This is a genomic window from Sphingobium sp. B7D2B, from assembly GCF_025961895.1.
Taxonomy (GTDB): Bacteria; Pseudomonadota; Alphaproteobacteria; order Sphingomonadales; family Sphingomonadaceae; genus Sphingobium.
The window spans coordinates 1,335,754-1,352,358 of record NZ_JAOQOM010000001.1; the positions used below are offsets into that span (position 1 = coordinate 1,335,754).

Annotated in this window: 18 protein-coding genes; 11 read left to right on the forward strand and 7 right to left on the reverse strand. The window is 65.3% G+C overall.

The window, feature by feature from the left end:
- Nucleotide 1 precedes the first annotated feature (1 nt).
- The 6 genes from ccmE (at nucleotide 2) to M2341_RS06030 (ending at nucleotide 6,150) form a co-directional block, all read left to right on the forward strand.
- On the forward strand, nucleotides 2–493 hold the full coding sequence (gene ccmE, locus M2341_RS06005; protein ID WP_264569781.1) for a cytochrome c maturation protein CcmE: 492 nt from the start codon (nucleotides 2–4) through the stop codon (nucleotides 491–493).
- A complete protein-coding gene (locus tag M2341_RS06010) occupies nucleotides 490–2,451 on the forward strand; it encodes a heme lyase CcmF/NrfE family subunit (protein ID WP_264584601.1) in 1,962 nt (653 codons plus the stop codon). Before ccmE ends, M2341_RS06010 begins: the two co-directional genes overlap by 4 nt.
- A complete protein-coding gene (locus M2341_RS06015) occupies nucleotides 2,448–2,990 on the forward strand; it encodes a DsbE family thiol:disulfide interchange protein (RefSeq protein WP_264584602.1) in 543 nt (180 codons plus the stop codon). Before M2341_RS06010 ends, M2341_RS06015 begins: the two co-directional genes overlap by 4 nt.
- Complete coding sequence (locus M2341_RS06020) at nucleotides 2,987–3,409, forward strand: cytochrome c-type biogenesis protein CcmH (protein WP_264584603.1); 423 nt, start codon at nucleotides 2,987–2,989, stop codon at nucleotides 3,407–3,409. Before M2341_RS06015 ends, M2341_RS06020 begins: the two co-directional genes overlap by 4 nt.
- Nucleotides 3,406–4,110: a tetratricopeptide repeat protein gene (locus M2341_RS06025; protein ID WP_264576214.1), complete on the forward strand. Its 705-nt coding sequence runs from the start codon at nucleotides 3,406–3,408 to the stop codon at nucleotides 4,108–4,110. The genes M2341_RS06020 and M2341_RS06025 overlap by 4 nt, the downstream gene beginning before the upstream one ends.
- A 102-nt stretch (nucleotides 4,111–4,212) precedes the next feature.
- Nucleotides 4,213–6,150 (forward strand): potassium transporter Kup, encoded by a 1,938-nt coding sequence (locus M2341_RS06030; protein WP_264569786.1) that lies wholly within the window; start codon nucleotides 4,213–4,215, stop codon nucleotides 6,148–6,150.
- Between the two features lie 231 nt (nucleotides 6,151–6,381).
- On the opposite strand, the gene M2341_RS06035 is transcribed toward M2341_RS06030, so the two are convergent.
- Both M2341_RS06035 and M2341_RS06040 read right to left on the reverse strand, forming a co-directional pair.
- On the reverse strand, nucleotides 6,382–6,990 hold the full coding sequence (locus M2341_RS06035; RefSeq protein WP_264584604.1) for a nucleotidyltransferase family protein: 609 nt from the start codon (nucleotides 6,988–6,990) through the stop codon (nucleotides 6,382–6,384).
- Nucleotides 6,990–7,907, reverse strand: a complete 918-nt coding sequence (locus tag M2341_RS06040; protein WP_264584605.1) for an XdhC family protein — start codon at nucleotides 7,905–7,907, stop codon at nucleotides 6,990–6,992. The genes M2341_RS06035 and M2341_RS06040 overlap by 1 nt, the downstream gene beginning before the upstream one ends.
- A gap of 145 nt (nucleotides 7,908–8,052) precedes the next feature.
- Here M2341_RS06040 and M2341_RS06045 point away from each other — a divergent pair, with 145 nt between their 5' ends.
- The 3 genes from M2341_RS06045 to M2341_RS06055 all read left to right on the forward strand — a co-directional run bounded on the left by M2341_RS06045 (nucleotide 8,053) and on the right by M2341_RS06055 (nucleotide 11,234).
- Entirely contained in the window at nucleotides 8,053–8,526 is a 474-nt protein-coding gene (locus M2341_RS06045; RefSeq protein WP_181559114.1) for a (2Fe-2S)-binding protein, read from the forward strand.
- A complete protein-coding gene (locus tag M2341_RS06050) occupies nucleotides 8,523–10,760 on the forward strand; it encodes a xanthine dehydrogenase family protein molybdopterin-binding subunit (RefSeq protein ID WP_264584606.1) in 2,238 nt (745 codons plus the stop codon). Before M2341_RS06045 ends, M2341_RS06050 begins: the two co-directional genes overlap by 4 nt.
- 192 nt (nucleotides 10,761–10,952) lie before the next feature.
- Nucleotides 10,953–11,234 (forward strand): DUF427 domain-containing protein, encoded by a 282-nt coding sequence (locus M2341_RS06055; protein WP_264584607.1) that lies wholly within the window; start codon nucleotides 10,953–10,955, stop codon nucleotides 11,232–11,234.
- A 533-nt stretch (nucleotides 11,235–11,767) separates the two neighbouring features.
- Here M2341_RS06055 and arsC read toward each other — a convergent pair.
- The 5 genes from arsC to aroQ form a co-directional block, all read right to left on the reverse strand.
- Nucleotides 11,768–12,106 (reverse strand): arsenate reductase (glutaredoxin), encoded by a 339-nt coding sequence (arsC, locus tag M2341_RS06060; RefSeq protein WP_264584608.1) that lies wholly within the window; start codon nucleotides 12,104–12,106, stop codon nucleotides 11,768–11,770.
- 28 nt (nucleotides 12,107–12,134) lie between these two features.
- The gene (locus M2341_RS06065; protein WP_264584609.1) at nucleotides 12,135–12,665 is read right to left on the reverse strand and encodes a GNAT family N-acetyltransferase; all 531 of its coding nucleotides are present in this window, start codon (nucleotides 12,663–12,665) and stop codon (nucleotides 12,135–12,137) included.
- Nucleotides 12,662–14,014 (reverse strand): acetyl-CoA carboxylase biotin carboxylase subunit, encoded by a 1,353-nt coding sequence (gene accC, locus M2341_RS06070; RefSeq protein WP_181559119.1) that lies wholly within the window; start codon nucleotides 14,012–14,014, stop codon nucleotides 12,662–12,664. Before accC ends, M2341_RS06065 begins: the two co-directional genes overlap by 4 nt.
- A gap of 13 nt (nucleotides 14,015–14,027) precedes the next feature.
- Entirely contained in the window at nucleotides 14,028–14,516 is a 489-nt protein-coding gene (gene accB, locus M2341_RS06075; protein ID WP_264574769.1) for an acetyl-CoA carboxylase biotin carboxyl carrier protein, read from the reverse strand.
- A 98-nt stretch (nucleotides 14,517–14,614) separates the two neighbouring features.
- On the reverse strand, nucleotides 14,615–15,058 hold the full coding sequence (gene aroQ, locus M2341_RS06080) for a type II 3-dehydroquinate dehydratase (protein WP_264569796.1): 444 nt from the start codon (nucleotides 15,056–15,058) through the stop codon (nucleotides 14,615–14,617).
- Nucleotides 15,059–15,149: 91 nt separating this feature from the next.
- Between aroQ and thiS the strand changes: the two genes are divergently transcribed.
- Nucleotides 15,150–16,154, forward strand: coding sequence for a sulfur carrier protein ThiS (gene thiS, locus M2341_RS06090; RefSeq protein WP_319801041.1), 1,005 nt, complete (start codon nucleotides 15,150–15,152; stop codon nucleotides 16,152–16,154).
- Between the two features lie 117 nt (nucleotides 16,155–16,271).
- Nucleotides 16,272–16,454, forward strand: coding sequence for a CsbD family protein (locus M2341_RS06095; RefSeq protein WP_264576205.1), 183 nt, complete (start codon nucleotides 16,272–16,274; stop codon nucleotides 16,452–16,454).
- The last annotated feature ends 151 nt before the right edge of the window (nucleotides 16,455–16,605 follow it).

The following is a 16,605-nucleotide window of genomic DNA, read 5'->3' on the forward strand; positions in this document are numbered from 1 at the left end:
AATGGTTGCGGTGTCATCCAACAGAGCAGGGAACAAAGCTGGCCCCAAGCGCAAGCATCAGCGCCTCATCCTCGTGGTGCTGGCGCTGGCGGCGATGATCGGCGGCGTGCTGCTGGCCATGTCCGCGCTGCGCTCGCAGGCCGCCTATTTCTACACGCCCGCCGAAGCGCTGGCCGCCAAGGTCGAGCCGGGCCGCGCGATTCGTCTGGGCGGCATGGTCGAAGCAGGAAGCATCAAGCGCCACGCCAACGGCACGACGGTCGATTTCCGCCTGACTGACGGCAAGGCCACCGTGCCGGCTTCCTTCACTGGCATCACGCCCGACCTCTTTGCCGAGAACAGCGGCGCGGTGGCGGAAGGTGCCTTTGGGGAAGACGGCGTGTTCCGCGCGACCAACATCCTCGCCAAGCATGACGAGCGCTACATGCCGCGCGAGATGGAGGGCATCAAATATGATCCGCAGACCCATCAGGTGGATGCAAGCGGCCAATGATCGCTGAAGCCGGCCTTGCCGCCCTGTGGCTCGCGGCCACGCTCGCCGGCCTGCAATTGCTGCTCGCCTGGTCGGCCGTCGCGCGCGGCAATGCCGATGCGGCCCGCTTCATCCGGCCCCTGGCGGTCGCGCAGGGCGTGCTGGCGGGTCTCGCTATGGCGCTGCTCATCGTCCTGTTCCTGATCTCCGACATGTCGGTCTATCTGGTCGCGGCGAACAGCCATTCGCTCAAGCCGTTCATCTACAAATTCGCCGGCGCCTGGGGCAATCACGAGGGCTCGATGCTGCTCTGGGTGGCGGTGATGAGCCTTGCCGGCGGCGCGGTTGCGCTGTTCGAGCGCAGTCTCGACCGCGCGACCCATTTCGCGACACTCGGCGCGCAGGCGGCGATCAGCCTTGGTTTTTACGCCTTCCTGCTGTTTGCCTCCAATCCCTTCCAGCGCCTCAATCCTCCGGCGGTAGAGGGGCAGGGGCTCAATCCACTGCTCCAGGACCCCGGTCTCGCCTTCCACCCGCCGACGCTTTATTTCGGCTATGTTGGCCTGTCCGTGGCCTTCTCCTTCGCAGTGGGCGCGCTGCTCACCCGGCAGGTGGATGCCCGCTTCGCCCGTGCGATCCGGCCGTGGGTGCTGGGTGCCTGGGTCCTGCTGACCATCGGCATCGCGGCCGGCTCCTACTGGGCTTATTACGAGTTGGGCTGGGGTGGCTGGTGGTTCTGGGATCCGGTCGAGAATGCCTCGCTCATGCCGTGGCTGGCGGCGACGGCGCTGCTCCATAGCGCTTCGGTCCTGGCTGCCCGAGATGCGTTGCGCGCGTGGACGGTGATGCTGGCAGTGGTCGCTTTCGCAATGTCGATGATCGGCACCTTCCTCGTGCGCTCGGGTATCCTCACCAGCGTCCACGCCTTCGCGGTCGATCCCACGCGCGGCAGCTTCATCCTCATTCTGCTCGGTCTCTATATCGGCGGCGCGCTCGCGCTGTTCGCTATGCGGGTCCACACGGTGAACGAGGGCGCGCGGTTTGATCCGCTCAGCCGCGAGGCGCTGCTCGTCGTCAACAACCTGCTGCTGTGCGTGATCCTGGGGCTGGTGCTCATTGGCACGCTCTATCCGCTGCTGACGGAAATGCTGGGCCAGAGCGTCTCTGTCGGCCCGCCTTATTTCAACGCGGTGATCGGGCCGATCACACTGGTGCTGATGGCCGCCCTGGTCGTCGGGCCGCTGCTGCGCTGGCGGCGGGACGAGTCGGGCGCGGCAATGCGGCGTTCGGCTCCCGCCATTGGCGCTGCCGTGATTACGCTGATCGCCGTGCTGCTGTTTGCGGATCGCCCGATCGGCTGGTTGCCGCTATTGGGCCTCGTCATGGCAGCCGCCGTTGCCGTGGCCAGCGTTGCGCCGCTCTGGAAGCGTAATCTGCGGCGTACGCCGATGTTCACTTATGGCATGGTGATCGCGCATCTGGGCTGCGCAGTCAGCCTGGCCGGCATGGCGAGCGAATCGGCCTTCTCATCCGAGCGGCTGGCGGCTGCAGCGCCGGGGGACTCTTTCGAGATCGCCGGCTACACCGTGACCATGGAAGGCGTCCGGCCTTATGCCGGGCCGAACTGGACCGCCATGGAAGCGCAGCTTGTCGTGCGACGTGGCGCCAAGGTGATCGGCACCGCGCGGCCTCAGGCCCGCTATTTCACCGATCCGCCGACGCCGACCAACGAGTCCATCCAGCTTACCCGCTGGAACGGCCAGCTCTATCTGGTGCTCGGCGAAGCGCTCGAAAATGGCCGCTGGCAGTTGCGCATCTGGTGGAAGCCGTTCGTCACGCTGATCTGGGGCGGCGCCGGCCTGATTGCGTTGGGTGGCGCGCTGGCGCTGGTCGGCCGCGTCCGGCGCGAGCGTAAGCAGGCGCGGATCGCGCGCGCATCTGGCGCCGCTGCGGAGCATCCGCAGGAGGCGCTGGCATGAAGTTCGGCAAGCGCTCGCTCATCCTGTGGATTCCGCTGATCGCCTATGTGATCTTCCTCGGCGTGGCCTCGCTCGGCCTCAACCGTGAGCAGCAGACGGTGGTGCAATCGCGGATGATCGGCAAACCGGTGCCGCCGATGGACCTGCCGGGGGGCGCCTCCAGTCGCCCGACGCTCTCGACCAAGGCGATGGCGGACGGCCAGCCGCGTCTACTCAATATCTTCGCGAGCTGGTGCGTGCCTTGCATCGCCGAGGCGCCGGTGCTCCTGCAACTCGCCCAGCGCGGCGTCCCCATTGATGGCGTCGCGATCCGCGATGCCCGTGCCGATGTGGACGACTTCCTCACGCGCCACGGTAATCCTTATCAGCGCATCGGGCTGGATGAGCGCAGTGCCCTGCAGTTTTACATGGGCTCCTCCGGGGTGCCGGAGACGTTCGTGGTCGATGGCAAGGGCATCATCCGCTACCAGCATATCGGCGTGATCGGCCCGCAGGATGTGGACATGATCCTCGAAAAGCTGCGCGAGGCGCAATCATGAGGGGCGCGCTCATTCTGCCGGCCTTGCTTGTGATTTTGCCGGCGCCCGCCTTCGCGCAGACGGCACTGCCGCCCGCACCCTATGCCAATCGCCAGCTCGACGATCCGGCGCTGGAGGCGAAGGCAACCGAGCTGATGCACACGATTCGCTGCCTGACATGCCAGAGCCAGTCCATTGCGGACAGCGACGCGAGCATGGCGGCGGACCTGCGCTCGATCATCCGCGAGCGCATCGCCGCGGGCGAAGACCCCGAAGCCATTCGCGCCTGGCTCATCGAGCGCTATGGGGATTGGATCAGCTACAAGCCGACCGCCGATCCCATTCTCTGGCCGCTGTGGGCGGCACCGCTGATGCTGCTGGGCGCGGGCGGGGTGCTGGCATATGGGCGGATGCGCCGCCGCAAGGGAGCGAAGGCATGACCGGCCTGTTGATCGCAGCGGGCCTCGCGCTCATCGTCGGCATCGGCATCATGCTTGGTGCACGCCTCCCGCTCCGCCATGCCGCGCCGGTTGCCACTGCGCTGCTGCTCGGCCTTGCGGGCTATGCCTGGCAAGGCAGCCCGGGTCTGGCCGACAAGCCGGTCGCGGCGAACGACTCGCGGGTGAAGTTCGATGAGGCGTTGGCCAAGAAGCGCTCCGAAATCGGCGAGCGGCTGACGGGTGCGACGAAATGGCTTGTCGTGTCCGACGCGCTCGCCCGCAAGGGCAACACGGCCGGCGCCGCCAATGTGCTGCTCTCGGGCCTGAAAGAATATCCCGATGACGCGAACATCTGGGTGGGGCTGGGCAATGCGCTGGTCGCGCATGGCAATGGCACGCTGACCCCGGCGGCGGATTATGCCTTCGCGCAGGCCCTGCATTTCCAGCCGGACGGCGTTTCTCCCAATTATTTCTATGGGCTTGCCCTGGCGGAATCGGGCCAGTTCGACCGCGCGCGCGATGTCTGGCTGAAGCTTGCAGCGCGCCTGCCGGAGGATTTCGAGCTGCGTGAGGAACTGATCCGCAACGTGGCGTTGCTCAATGCGCTCATCGAGCGGCGCGATGCCATCGCGCAGGGCGGCCCGTCTCAGGGCGATGCCCCGCAGGCTGGAGCGCCTCAAAGCGGAAATGCCGGGCCCTGATGGTGCGTTGCGTGCCTCTCGACGAAGTGCTAGGGCGCCGCCCGTTCAGGGCAGGGCCTGGGCAAGGGAAGCGCGATTGATGATTGCGAGTCAGGCGGGCAAGTGAGCCCTACCGATCAGCCACGAGACTTTGCGGCGGGGAATCCTGCGGCCGCTGGTCATGGGCATGGCCCGGACAGCCTGCGCAAGATGGCGCTGGCGGCTATGGGTATTGTCTTCGGCGACATCGGCACCAGCCCGATCTACGCCTTCCGCGAGACGTTCGCCGGGCACCACCCGCTCGCGCCTGATGCGCTGCATATCTACGGCGTGCTCAGCCTGATCTTCTGGTCGATGATGATCGTCGTGACGATCAAATATGTGTCGATCATCATGCGGGCCGACAACAAGGGGCAGGGCGGCAGTCTGGCGCTGCTCGCGCTGGTGAACCGCCGCAGCGGCCGCAAGCGCTGGACCGGGCCGATCGTGATCCTCGGCGTCTTCGCGACCGCACTCTTCTACGGCGATTCGATGATCACCCCGGCCATGTCCGTGCTGTCCGCATCGGAAGGCCTCATCACCGTTAACGCGCACTTCGCGCCGCTGGTTTTGCCGATCTCCGTGGCGATCCTTATCGGCCTGTTCGCTATCCAGTCGCGCGGAACGGCGCGGGTCGGCCAGCTTTTCGGGCCGATCATGCTGGTCTATTTCGCGACGCTGGCGGGCCTTGGCATCATGCATATCGCCACCGATCCCGCGATCCTGCTGGCGCTCAATCCCTGGTATGCCTTCCAGTTCTTCCTGACCGACAAGTTGCTGGCCTTCCTCGCGCTCGGCTCCGTCGTGCTCGCCGTCACCGGCGCAGAAGCGCTCTATGCGGATATGGGGCATTTCGGGCGCAACCCGATCCGGGTCTCCTGGCTGTTCTTCGTGCTGCCCGGCCTCATGCTCAATTATCTGGGGCAGGGGGCGTTCATCCTTTCGCTGCCAGCCGATCAGGTGGATCACGCGATCCGCAACCCCTTCTTCCTGCTGGCGCCGGAAAACTTCCGCCTGCCGCTCGTCATCCTCGCCATCGTTGCGACGATCATTGCCAGCCAGGCCGTGATCACCGGCGCCTTTTCACTCACCCAGCAGGCGATCCAGCTCGGCTTCATTCCGCGCCTCAAGATCAAGCACACCAGCGCCAGCGCGCAGGGCCAGATCTATATCCCGGTCATCAACTGGGGTCTGATGGTGATGGTGATCCTGCTGGTGCTCTCGTTCCGCTCCTCCAGCAATCTCGCCGCGGCCTATGGCATCGCGGTGACGGGGGCGATGTTCATCGACACCTGCCTGCTGGCGGTGCTGCTGCTCTCGCTGTGGAAGTGGAACCGCCTGCTGGCCTATGGCGCGCTTGCGATCTTCTTCATCGTGGACATCGCCTATTTCGGCGCCAATCTGACCAAGGTGCCGGATGGCGGCTGGTTCCCGCTGCTGGTTGGTCTGGTGATCTTCACCATGCTCACCACCTGGGCCAAGGGCCGCGGGCTGATGGTGGATCGCCTGAGCGAAGCGGCGATGCCGATCCCGGTCTTCGTCGCCTCGGCCGCCAACAGCGCCGTGCGGGTGCAGGGCACGGCCGTGTTTATGACCTCCACCTCGGACGGCGTGCCGCACGCGCTGCTGCATAATCTCAAGCATAACAAGGTGCTGCACGAGCGGGTGGTGCTGCTGACGGTGAAGGTGCTCGATGTGCCGACCGTCGATGCCTCCTATCGCTATCAGGTCGAGGATCTCGGGCGCGGCTTTTATCGTGTGCTGATCCATTATGGCTTCATGGAAGAGGCCGACGTGCCCGCTGCACTGGCGATGGTGGAAGGCTGCGGCCAGCCTTTCCGCATGATCGAGACGAGCTTCTTCCTCACCCGCCAAACCTTGCTGCCGGCCGCCCGACCCGGCATGCCGATCTGGCGCGAAAAGCTCTTCGCGTGGATGCTGCGCAACGCGGAAAGCCCGATGGAGTTCTTCCGCCTGCCGACCAACCGTGTGATCGAACTGGGTAGCCAGCTGGAGATTTAGGGGGTGGCGTCGAGAGGGGCATCGCTCCGCACTCGAAACCTTCTCTCGTGCTCCTGCGAAGGCAGGAGCCCAGGGCGATAAAGCGCTCAAATCAATCAGCCGACTTGAACCCGATACGCTCGGCATTTGCGCGAACTCTCTCTATCCCTCGCCGTTGTGCTCAACCGCCCTGGGCTCCTGCCTCCGCAGGAGCACGGGGAGGGTGATGCTGCCGGGATTTTGAGAGTGCGCTCAGTCCGGAGCTTTGCTCTCCGTGTTCGCAACCATCGCCCGCGCCCGCGCGAGATCTTCCGGCGTGTCGATATCCAGCAGCAGCCGCGCGTCGGCGTTCACCAGCGCAGACCCTGTGGCGAGGCTTCGCGCACCCTGATCCCCTTTGAGGGCTTGGAGATCACCGAAAGCGCGCGCCGGAAAAAGCGCCGGCGGTTGTGCAACCCCGTCGGGCGAACAGGAGAAGACAGCGGACGCTTCATCCGCCGCAGCCCCCCCGAGCACCGCGTCCAGATGCTCGGCCGTAACGAACGGCATATCCGCGAGCAGCACCAGCAACGCTGAGGCCCTCACGTCCTGCGCCGCCCTCGCCGCCAGACCCAAAGAGTGCGCCATCCCCGCTTCTGGCCGGGAATTGACGACCAGCCGATATCCCGGTGCCTGGCTTCCCCAGTCCACGCCCGCCGGCGCCACCAGCAGATGATGCGCCGCCTTCACGGTCCGCCCGGCCTCAGCCGCCCAGCCGATCAGTGCACTTCCGCCAAGCTCCGCCGCCAGCTTGTCCGCCGTGCCGAAGCGTGTCGAGCGCCCCGCCGCGAGCAGCGCGACGGCGAGGCCAGGCAGCGCCATCAGCGCGTGCCGCGAAAGGCCGCGACCATGCCGGCGGCGATGGAGAGGGCAATCTCCTGCGGACCAAGGCCGCCAATCGGCAGGCCGGCCGGCCCGTCCACCCGGCGCAGGTCATCCGCGCTCACCCCAGCCGCCGCCAGCCGCTCCAGCCGCCGCCCATGATTGGCACGTGATCCGAGCGCGCCGATATAGCCCGTCGACTGCGCCAGCGCCGCGATCAGCGCAGGGTCATCGATCTTGATGTCGTGGCTCAGCGTCACCACCGCGCAGGCGGCATTCGGCGCGAAGCTGGCGACGGCCTCGTCCGGCCAGGCATCGGTCAGCGTCACGCCGGGGAAGCGCTCGGCGCTCAGGAAGCGCTCGCGCGGGTCGTTGACAGTCACTGCCATTCCGAGCGTCTGCGCGATGGCGGCCAGCGCCTGGCCGATCTGCACCGCGCCGACGATCAGCAGCTTGCGCGCCGGCTCATAGAGATTGACGAACTGCCCTGCCTCCGTCCCCAGCCGGGCCTTGCCAGTCGCAAGGTCAGTGGAGATCGCGACCGCCTTGCCCGCCGCGCGCGCCTGCGCGATCGCCTCGAACAGCGCCGGCGCAAAGCCCGCCTCGCTCACCGGCTGGACCAGCACGCCGATCTGCCCGCCGCAGGGCAGGCCCGGCTCCCATATGCTGGGGTCGGTGCTGCCGAAATAGCGCAGGCCGGTCTCATCCTTCGTGAGCGCCCGCTCGGCCATGGCGAACACGTCATATTCCACGCAGCCGCCCGAGATCGATCCGGCAAAGCGTCCATCTGCCGCAATGAGCATATGCCCGCCGCGCGGCCTGGGCGCAGAGCCGGAGGCTTCCACGACGGTGGCGAGCGCCATGGGCTGGCCGGCCCAGTCCCGCGCGGCGGCGATGATGGCATCGATATCGTTCAAGCGCTCGTCCTGTATCGGGGTGGGGGCAGGGGAGCCGCTGCCATCTCTCGCCAGCCTCATTATTGCAAGCCTACGGACATTGACAACCGGGCGAGAGCAACGGCAATGTCGCTGTTCATCGAGACATTGCGGAGGGAGAAGCGGCATGGCCACCGAACTGATGGTCAACGGGCAAAAAAGGCAGGTCGAATCCGACCCCAAGAAGCCGCTGCTCTGGGTACTTCGTGAAGATCTGGACATGGTCGGCACCAAGTTCGGCTGCGGCATGGCGCTGTGCGGCGCCTGCACGGTGATGATCGACGGGCAAGCCGTGCGCTCCTGCACAACGCCGGTCGGTACGGCGGCGGGCAAGCAGATCACCACCATCGAGCATGTCGCGACGACGCCGGTCGGCAAGGCCGTGAGCGAGGCGTGGACGCAGCTGGACGTGCCGCAATGCGGTTACTGCCAGGCCGGGCAGATCGTCTCCGCGACGGCTTTGCTCGCCAAGACGCCCAAGCCCACCGATCAGCAGATCGATGCGGCGATGAGCGGCAATATCTGCCGCTGCGCGACCTATTTGCGCATCCGCAAGGCCATCAAGCAGGCGGCCGGCCTTGAAGAGGGAGCCGCCGCATGAACGCGCCCCTCACCATGAACCGCCGCGGGCTGCTCAAGGCGACGCTGGTCGGCGGCGCGGTGCTGGCCTTCGACGCCCGCTTTGCCTTCGCGCAGGTGCCGGGCGAGAAGGCGGTCATCATCAACGCCTATATCCGCGTGCTGCCGGATAATCGCTTCGTCATCGGCTCCAAGAACCCGGAGATCGGCCAGGGCGTCAAGACGATGCTGCCGATGCTCATCGCCGAGGAACTGGATGTCGACTGGGCGCAGGTTACGGCCGAGACGACCATCGCCGACGAAAAGACCTACGGCATGCAAGTCGCCGGCGGCAGCTTCACCACGCCGATGAACTACATGCCCATGCGCCAGATCGGCGCGGCGGCGCGGCAGATGTTCATCAAAGCGGCGGCAGCGCGCTGGGGCGTGCCGGAAGACACGCTCACCACCGGCGGCGGCCGCGTTTCGCAGACGTCCGGTTCGCCGACGGCAAAGCACAGCGTGACCTATGCCGAGCTGGCGGCGGAAGCAGCGAAGATCGCGGCGCCGGACCTCAAGACCGTGCCGCTCAAGGACCCGGCGAGCTTCAAGATCATCGGCAAGTCCAAGATCGGCGTCGATACGCCGGCCATCGTCGCGGGGAAGCCTTTGTTCGGCATCGACGTGAAGAAGCCCGGCCTGCTCCATGCCGCGATCGAGGCGTGCCCGGCTTATGGCGGCACGCTCACCAGCTTCGATGAGGCGGCGGTGAAGGCGCTTCCCGGCATCATCGCCGTGGTGCCGCTCAACAGCGGCTACAATCCCAAGGGGCCGCATGATGCGGTGGCTATCGTCGCGGAAAGCTGGTGGGGCGCCAATCAGGCGCGCTCGGCCCTGAAGCCTGTGTGGAACATGGAGGCGCAGAAGCGCTTCTCCAGCGCGGCTTTCAAGGCTTCGGCCGAAGCCAAGATGGCTGCTGCGCCGGAAGGCTCGATCCACAAGGCCGGCGATGCCGCCAAGGCCATGGCGAGCGCGGCAAAGACCGTTACGGCGCGCTATGAATATCCCTACATCGCCCACGCAACGCTTGAGCCGCAGAACTGCACCGCGCTGTTCAAGGACGGCAAGATCGAGTTCTGGGCACCCACCCAGCTCCCGGCGGATGGGCGCAAGGTGGTGTCCGAGGCGCTCGGCATCGCGCCGGAGGCGATCACCATTCACATGACGCGCATCGGTGGCGGCTTCGGCCGGCGGCTGATGAACGATTACATGGCGCAGGTCGCGCAGATCGCCAAGGCGCTGCCCGGTCGGCCGATCAAGATGATCTGGACCCGCACCGACGATCTGCGTCACGATTTCTTCCGGCCCGGCGGCTGGCATGATTTCAAGGCCGGCATCGATGGCTCGGGCAAGCTCGTGGCCTTCACCGACCATTTCATCACCTATGGCAAGGAGGGCAAGCCGGACACGGGCGCCGCCATGACCGCGACGGAATTTCCGGCGCCGCTGTTGGCGGATGTCGATCTCTCGGTCTCCTATGTCGAAAGCAACGTGCCGACGGGCTATCTGCGCGCGCCGAGTTCCAATGCGCTGGCCTTTGCGTTCCAGAGCTTCCTTGATGAGGTGGCGCTGGCCGGCGGTCTCGACCTGCCCGAGCTGATGCGCCGCACGCTGGGCGAGGCGCGGCTGATGAAGCATGGCAACCGCCCCGGCATGGATGGCAGCGTACCCGAGTTCAACACGGGCCGTGCCCGCGCGGTAATCGACAAGGTCTGCCAGATGGCGGGCTGGAAGGGCCGCACCGGCGGGGATGCTGGGGACGGCGTGCGCAAGGGCCGGGGCTTTGGCTTCTATTACAGCCATCGCGGCTATTTCGCCGAAGTGGTGGACGTGACCGTCGCCAAGACCGGGAAGGTCAGCGTCGACAAGGTCTGGGTTGCGGGCGATGTCGGCCGGCAGATCATCAACCCCATCAACGCGCTGCATCAGGCGCAGGGCGCGGTGATCGACGGGCTGGGCCAAGCGCTGTCCGGCCAGAAGATCGAGATCAAGGATGGCGCGGCTAACCGCACCAACTTCCACGATTACCCGCTGCCGCGCATTGTGGATGCACCGGCGGACGTAGTGGTCGAATGGGTGATCTCGGACAATGATACGACCGGCCTCGGTGAACCGGCTCTGCCGCCGGTGATCCCCGCGATCATCAACGCCATTTTCGCCGCCACTGGCAAGCGCATCCGCTCGCTTCCCGTGGTGCCGGCGGACCTGGCGGTCTGAGGGGAGGGCGGGGGAGGATGTTTCTTCCCCCACCGTCACCCCGGACTTGATCCGGGGTCCAGCTTTCTCGTGACCGGCTGGTCAGAGCAAAGGCGCACAAAGCAGCGGGGCCCCGGATCAAGTCCGGGGTGACGTGCGTTGGGAAGACGGGGCGGGTCGCTGATTACCTGCCAGACCTTGAGGACAATGCGCATGGTCGAAGCCCGCTGGAACGGCGCCGTCATTGCCCGCAGCGACGAGACGGTCGTTGTGGAAGGCAATCACTATTTCCCGGCCGATGCCGTCGATCCCGCCATCCTCCGCCCGAGTGACACGACGACGGTCTGCTCGTGGAAAGGCACGGCACATTATCATAGTCTGCATGTCGATGGCGCCGACAATCCGGATGCCGCCTGGTATTATCCCGATCCCAAACCCGAGGCGGAAGCGATCCGCGACCGTATCGCCTTCTGGAAAGGCGTCGAGGTCGGCTGACCGTCGGCACCGTTACTTGCACCACGCTCGGATCCGGAAGCAGACCGCTGCCAGAACTACCAAGTGTCAGACACAGTCAGGCAACGGTTAAGAGCATCAATCTGTGCTTGAGTGAGCGGCCGCAGGGCTCTGACCGAAACTCGAGCAGAGCCGCTCTGCCGGCGCCAAGTTAAGATTTGTCCTTCGGCGGTTCGATAATGAAAGGCCTCGCCTACAGTCCCACCGGCGCGCGTCGAGAATGGCTCATATACGGATAGCGGACCTAAAAATTTTGTTGCTGTGGCGCCATGCATACAGGCTTCAAACTGCAACCGAGCCACTTCCGTCGAGATTTCCAGAACTCTGGGGGGCGGGCCAATCGTCCACTCGAAAATGCCGGTTTTGAAAGCGACCACCAAGCCGCCTAAGATGAGCGCTAGCCCAACGGTAAATGTGCATCCGAGTTGCGAACTCGGCTGTTCCGCAAAGCTCACGGGCGTCGTGAACTGAGGAAGGGCGAGCTGTCAGCACTGAGCAACAACCACCTAATCACGCTACAAAATCTCCCGCACCCTCTCCGGCGGACGGCCTAGCCGCACGCCTTTTTCGGTCGCCACCAGCGGGCGCTCGATCAGGATGGGGTCGGCGGCCATGGCGTCGAGGATGGCGGCGTCGTCGGCGTCCTTGAGCGTCTTGGCGCCCTCCTCGGCCTTGCGCAGGCCCTCGCGCGGGGTCAGGCCGGCGCGCTGGTAGAGGTCAGCGAGCGTGTCGCGGCTCGGCGGAGTCTTGAGATACTCGACGATCTCCACCTCGACGCCCGGCGTCTCCTGCAGGATCGCCAGCGCCTCGCGGGATTTCGAGCAGCGGGGGTTGTGGTAGATGGTCGCCTTCATCGCCTGATCCTTTTCGTTTGCCCGTCCGTCAGGCCGGCTGGTCGTCGCCGGGCAATGCCCGCTGCATGTAGATGGTGTCCAGCCAGCGGCCAAATTTATAGCCGACCTTCTCCATGCGTCCTGCGTGGCGGAAGCCTTGGCCGGCGTGGAGCGCGACCGAGGCGTCCTCGCCGCCGGCGATCACGCCGAGCATCTGGGTGAAGCCTGCCGCGCCGGCGGCCGGGATCAGCGTCGCCAGCAGCGCTTTGCCGATGCCCTGGCCGATCTTCTCGGGATGGAGATAGACGCTGTCCTCGCAGGCATGAGCGTAGGCGGGGCGGTCGCGGAATTGCGCGGCATAGGCATAGCCGATCACCGCGCCGTCCTCATCTTCCGCGACAATGAAGGGCCAGCCCCGTGTCGCCAGATACGCGATCTTCTCGCGCCATTGCTCGGCCGTGGGCGCCTGCGTATCGAAGGTCGCTGTGCCATGCTGCACATGATGGGCGTAGATCGCCGTTATGGCCTCCGCATCCGCCGGGGCGACCGGACGGATGCGCAGTGGCGGTTGCCCGCTCAATCGACCTTCTGCCGCTCCAGCCATTCTTCCAGCCACTTGATGCTGTAATCGCCATTCTGCACGTCCGGGTCGGCGATGAGCTTCTGGTGCAGGGGAATGGTCGTCTTCATGCCCTCGATGACATATTCCTCAAGCGCGCGCTTGAGGCGCATCAGGCAGCCCTCGCGGGTGCGGCCATAGACGATCAGCTTGCCGATCATGCTGTCATAATAAGGCGGCACGCTATAGCCCTGATAGAGCGCGCTTTCGACGCGCACATGCATACCGCCGGGGACGTGGAGCATCTGCACCTTGCCGGGGGATGGCATGAACGTTACCGGGTCTTCCGCATTGATGCGGCACTCAATGGCGTGGCCGTGGAATTCCAGCTCGTCCTGCGTCACCGAGAGCGGCTTGCCCTCGGCAATGCGGATCTGTTCGCGGACCAGATCGAAGCCCGTGATCATCTCCGTCACCGGATGTTCCACCTGAATTCGGGTGTTCATCTCGATGAAGTAGAATTCGCCATTCTCGTACAGGAACTCGATGGTCCCCGCGCCGCGATAGCCCATGTCGGCCATCGCCTTGGCCACGAGCGTGCCCATGCGATTGCGTTCAGCCGATGAGATGACCGGCGAGGGCGCTTCCTCCAGCACCTTCTGGTGGCGGCGCTGCAGCGAGCAGTCGCGCTCGCCCAGATGGATGGCATTGCCCTTGCCGTCGCCGAAAATCTGGAACTCGATATGGCGCGGATTGCCGAGATATTTTTCCATGTAGACGGTGTCGTCGCCGAACGCGGCCTTGGCCTCGCTCTTGGCCTGGGACATCAGGCTCTCGAACTCATCCTCGGTGGGGACAACCTTCATGCCGCGCCCGCCGCCGCCCGATGCGGCTTTCACGAGCACCGGATAGCCGATCTCTCTCGCGCGCTGCTTGGCGTCTGCAATGTCCTCGATCGCGCCGTCGGTGCCCGGCACCAGCGGCAGGCCGAGCGCGCCGGCGGTGCGCTTGGCTTCCACCTTGTCGCCCATCACGCGGATATGCTCGGGCTTGGGGCCGACGAAGATGATGTCATGCGCTTCGACGATTTCCGCGAAGCGCTCGTTTTCGGAGAGGAAGCCATAGCCCGGATGGATCGCGTCCGCGCCGGAGATTTCCGCGGCGGAAATGATCGCGGGAATGTTGAGATAGCTGTCCTTCGCAGCCGGCGGCCCGATGCAGATGGCTTCGTCGGCCAAGCGCACATGCATGGCGTCCGCGTCGGCGGTCGAATGCACGGCCACCGTCTTGATGCCCATCTCATGGCAGGCCCGGTGGATGCGCAGGGCGATCTCGCCGCGATTGGCGATCAGCAGCTTCTCGATGCTCATGGCTGGCGTGTCCTCACGCGACCACGATCAGCGGCTGGTCATATTCGACCGGCTGGCCATTCTCGACCAGCACAGCCTGGACCGTGCCGGCAGAGGGCGCGGTGATCGGGTTCATGACCTTCATGGCCTCTACGATCAGCAGGGTCTGGCCCGCCTTCACCGCGTCGCCGACCTTGACGAAGGCGGGGGCGTCCGGCTCAGGCGTCAGGTAGCAGGTGCCGACCATCGGCGATTTGATCGTGCCGGCGGCGGGACCGGCCGCGGGGGCCGGTGCAGCGCTTTCCACGGGCGCAGCAGCAGCCACCGGGGCTGCCGGTGCGGGCGCAGCGGCCATCGGCGCATAGGTCGCGCTCTGGGCGGCGGGGGTGCGGGCGACGCGGATCTTGCGGTCGCCGTCTTCCACCTCGATCTCGGTGAGGTTCGTCGCGTCCAGCATTTTCGCCAGTTCGCGCACCAGCTTAACGTCCACCTGCATCGAGCCTTCGTTGGTCTTGTCGGCCATTGGTCTTCCCTTTGAGAAAGCTTTATTCTGTTCTGGAGTGGGGCTGGGGCCTATTGCCCTTCGCCCGATAAGGCAACCGTTTGCACGCCCTGTCTGGTTCAATCCATCTCAAGCGCCGCTTCCAGCGCCAGCATATAGGAGAGCGCGCCGAAGCCCGCGATCGATCCGCGCGCGGCCATGCCGACATAGCTATGATGGCGGAAGCTCTCCCGCGCGGCGGGGTTGGAGAGGTGAACCTCGATCACCGGCACGGTGATGGATTTGATCGCATCGTGCAGCGCCACGGAAGTGTGCGTGAGGCCGCCCGCGTTCAGGATGACGGCCATCGCTGCTTCCGCATTGGCCTGATGTAGCCAATCGATCAGATGGCCCTCATGATTGGACTGGCGGAAATCCAGCTCCACGCTGGCGCGCCGGGCCTCGTCTTCCATGCGGTCGGCAATGTCGTCGAGCGTATCATAGCCGTAAATTTCCGGCTCGCGCGTGCCGAGCAGGTTGAGATTGGGGCCATTGAGGACATAGATTTTTCGCGCGGCAGTCATGGGGCCATCCGGTCCTTGTTGGTTGCGAGCCTTGGGCTCCACCCTATATGGCGTGGCGAACGGCTCTCAAAGCGAAAGGTGAACACACGGCATGAGCGCGGACGGAACGATCGGCATCCGGGTCAATGGCGAGCATCGCCGCGTGCGCGCCGGGCACAGCATAGCGCATCTGGCCAATGAGCTTGGGCTGGCGCCCGAGAAGGTGGCGGTCGAGCGTAATCTGGAGGTCGTGCCGCGTGCGAAGCTGGCCGATGTGATCGTCGAGGATGGCGATGAGCTGGAGATCGTGCACTTCGTCGGCGGCGGCGATGGATCGCCGGTACTGGCCGATGATAGCTGGAGCGTGGCCGGGCGCACCTTCCGCTCGCGGCTGATCGTCGGGACTGGCAAATATCGCGATTTCGCCGAGAACGCCGCTGCCGTCGAGGCATCGGGCGCGGAGATCGTCACCGTGGCGGTGCGGCGGGTGAATGTGTCCGACCCCAAGGCACCGATGCTGACCGACTTCATCGACCCCAAGAAGATCACCTATCTGCCGAACACCGCCGGCTGCTTCACGGCTGAAGACGCGATCCGCACGCTGCGGCTTGCGCGCGAGGCGGGCGGCTGGGATCTGGTGAAGCTGGAAGTGCTGGGCGAGGCTCGCACGCTTTACCCGAACATGGTCGAGACCATCCGTGCGACGGAAATCCTCGCCAAGGAGGGCTTCAAGCCGATGGTCTACTGCACCGACGACCCAATCGCCGCGCAGCAGCTGGAGAGTGCGGGCGCGGTGGCGATCATGCCGCTTGGCGCGCCCATCGGCTCGGGCCTGGGCCTCCAGAACCGGGTGACCATCCGTCTGATCGTGGAAGGGACGAAGCTGCCGGTGCTGGTCGATGCGGGCGTTGGCACGGCCTCCGATGCGGCGGTGGCGATGGAACTGGGCTGCACCGGCGTGCTGATGAACACCGCCATTGCCGAAGCCAAGAAGCCGGTGCTGATGGCCGCTGCCATGAAGGCGTCGATCGAAGCCGGGCGCATGGCCTATCTCGCAGGGCGCATGGGGCGACGCATGTATGCCGACCCCTCAAGTCCGCTCGCTGGCTTGATCTGAGCCAGGCGCGGCCAACCGCTGGTCGTATTTGTCGGAACCAGCCGCCTCCCAACTCGTTTGATTTTCAGACGGTCGGATCGTCCGGCCGTAGCAGAATTCAGCGATTGGAGACCTATCATGGGTGAATTGATCGACAAGGCCAAGGGTGCCGTCAACGAAGCAGTCGGCAAGGCCAAGCAGGAGATCGGCAAGCAGCGCAACGATCCCGATCAGCAGGCGGAAGGTCTCGGCCAGGAGCTCAAGGGCAAGGGCCAAGGCCTCAAGGGCTCCGTGAAGGGAGCCCTCGGCGACCGGGTCTGACCCCAAGCCGTAACGCTCAAGCGTTTGATGAAAGGTCGTACTCGCAGAAGCGAGTGCGGCCTTCATTGTTTATGTCCGAGCAGGCAGCGATCACCCGGTATGGTTCGGTTTCCCTACCGCTTCATGCAATCCGGGCATTTGACCGTCCGGT

What these genes read in the sequence shown, in the direction of transcription:
- M2341_RS06020 (WP_264584603.1), top strand. Translation starts at nt 2,987, where the DNA reads ATGAGGGGCGCGCTCATTCTGCCGGCCTTGCTTGTGATTTTGCCGGCG.
- M2341_RS06035 (WP_264584604.1), bottom strand. Translation starts at nt 6,990, where the DNA reads ATGGCGCTGCCTGGCCTCGCCGTCGCGCTGCTCGCGGCGGGGCGCTCG.
- arsC (WP_264584608.1), bottom strand. Translation starts at nt 12,106, where the DNA reads ATGAAGGCGACCATCTACCACAACCCCCGCTGCTCGAAATCCCGCGAG.
- ccmE (WP_264569781.1), top strand. Translation starts at nt 2, where the DNA reads ATGGTTGCGGTGTCATCCAACAGAGCAGGGAACAAAGCTGGCCCCAAG.
- thiS (WP_319801041.1), top strand. Translation starts at nt 15,150, where the DNA reads ATGAGCGCGGACGGAACGATCGGCATCCGGGTCAATGGCGAGCATCGC.
- M2341_RS06025 (WP_264576214.1), top strand. Translation starts at nt 3,406, where the DNA reads ATGACCGGCCTGTTGATCGCAGCGGGCCTCGCGCTCATCGTCGGCATC.
- M2341_RS06055 (WP_264584607.1), top strand. Translation starts at nt 10,953, where the DNA reads ATGGTCGAAGCCCGCTGGAACGGCGCCGTCATTGCCCGCAGCGACGAG.
- M2341_RS06050 (WP_264584606.1), top strand. Translation starts at nt 8,523, where the DNA reads ATGAACGCGCCCCTCACCATGAACCGCCGCGGGCTGCTCAAGGCGACG.
- accB (WP_264574769.1), bottom strand. Translation starts at nt 14,516, where the DNA reads ATGGCCGACAAGACCAACGAAGGCTCGATGCAGGTGGACGTTAAGCTG.
- M2341_RS06095 (WP_264576205.1), top strand. Translation starts at nt 16,272, where the DNA reads ATGGGTGAATTGATCGACAAGGCCAAGGGTGCCGTCAACGAAGCAGTC.
- M2341_RS06015 (WP_264584602.1), top strand. Translation starts at nt 2,448, where the DNA reads ATGAAGTTCGGCAAGCGCTCGCTCATCCTGTGGATTCCGCTGATCGCC.
- M2341_RS06045 (WP_181559114.1), top strand. Translation starts at nt 8,053, where the DNA reads ATGGCCACCGAACTGATGGTCAACGGGCAAAAAAGGCAGGTCGAATCC.
- accC (WP_181559119.1), bottom strand. Translation starts at nt 14,014, where the DNA reads ATGAGCATCGAGAAGCTGCTGATCGCCAATCGCGGCGAGATCGCCCTG.
- M2341_RS06010 (WP_264584601.1), top strand. Translation starts at nt 490, where the DNA reads ATGATCGCTGAAGCCGGCCTTGCCGCCCTGTGGCTCGCGGCCACGCTC.
- aroQ (WP_264569796.1), bottom strand. Translation starts at nt 15,058, where the DNA reads ATGACTGCCGCGCGAAAAATCTATGTCCTCAATGGCCCCAATCTCAAC.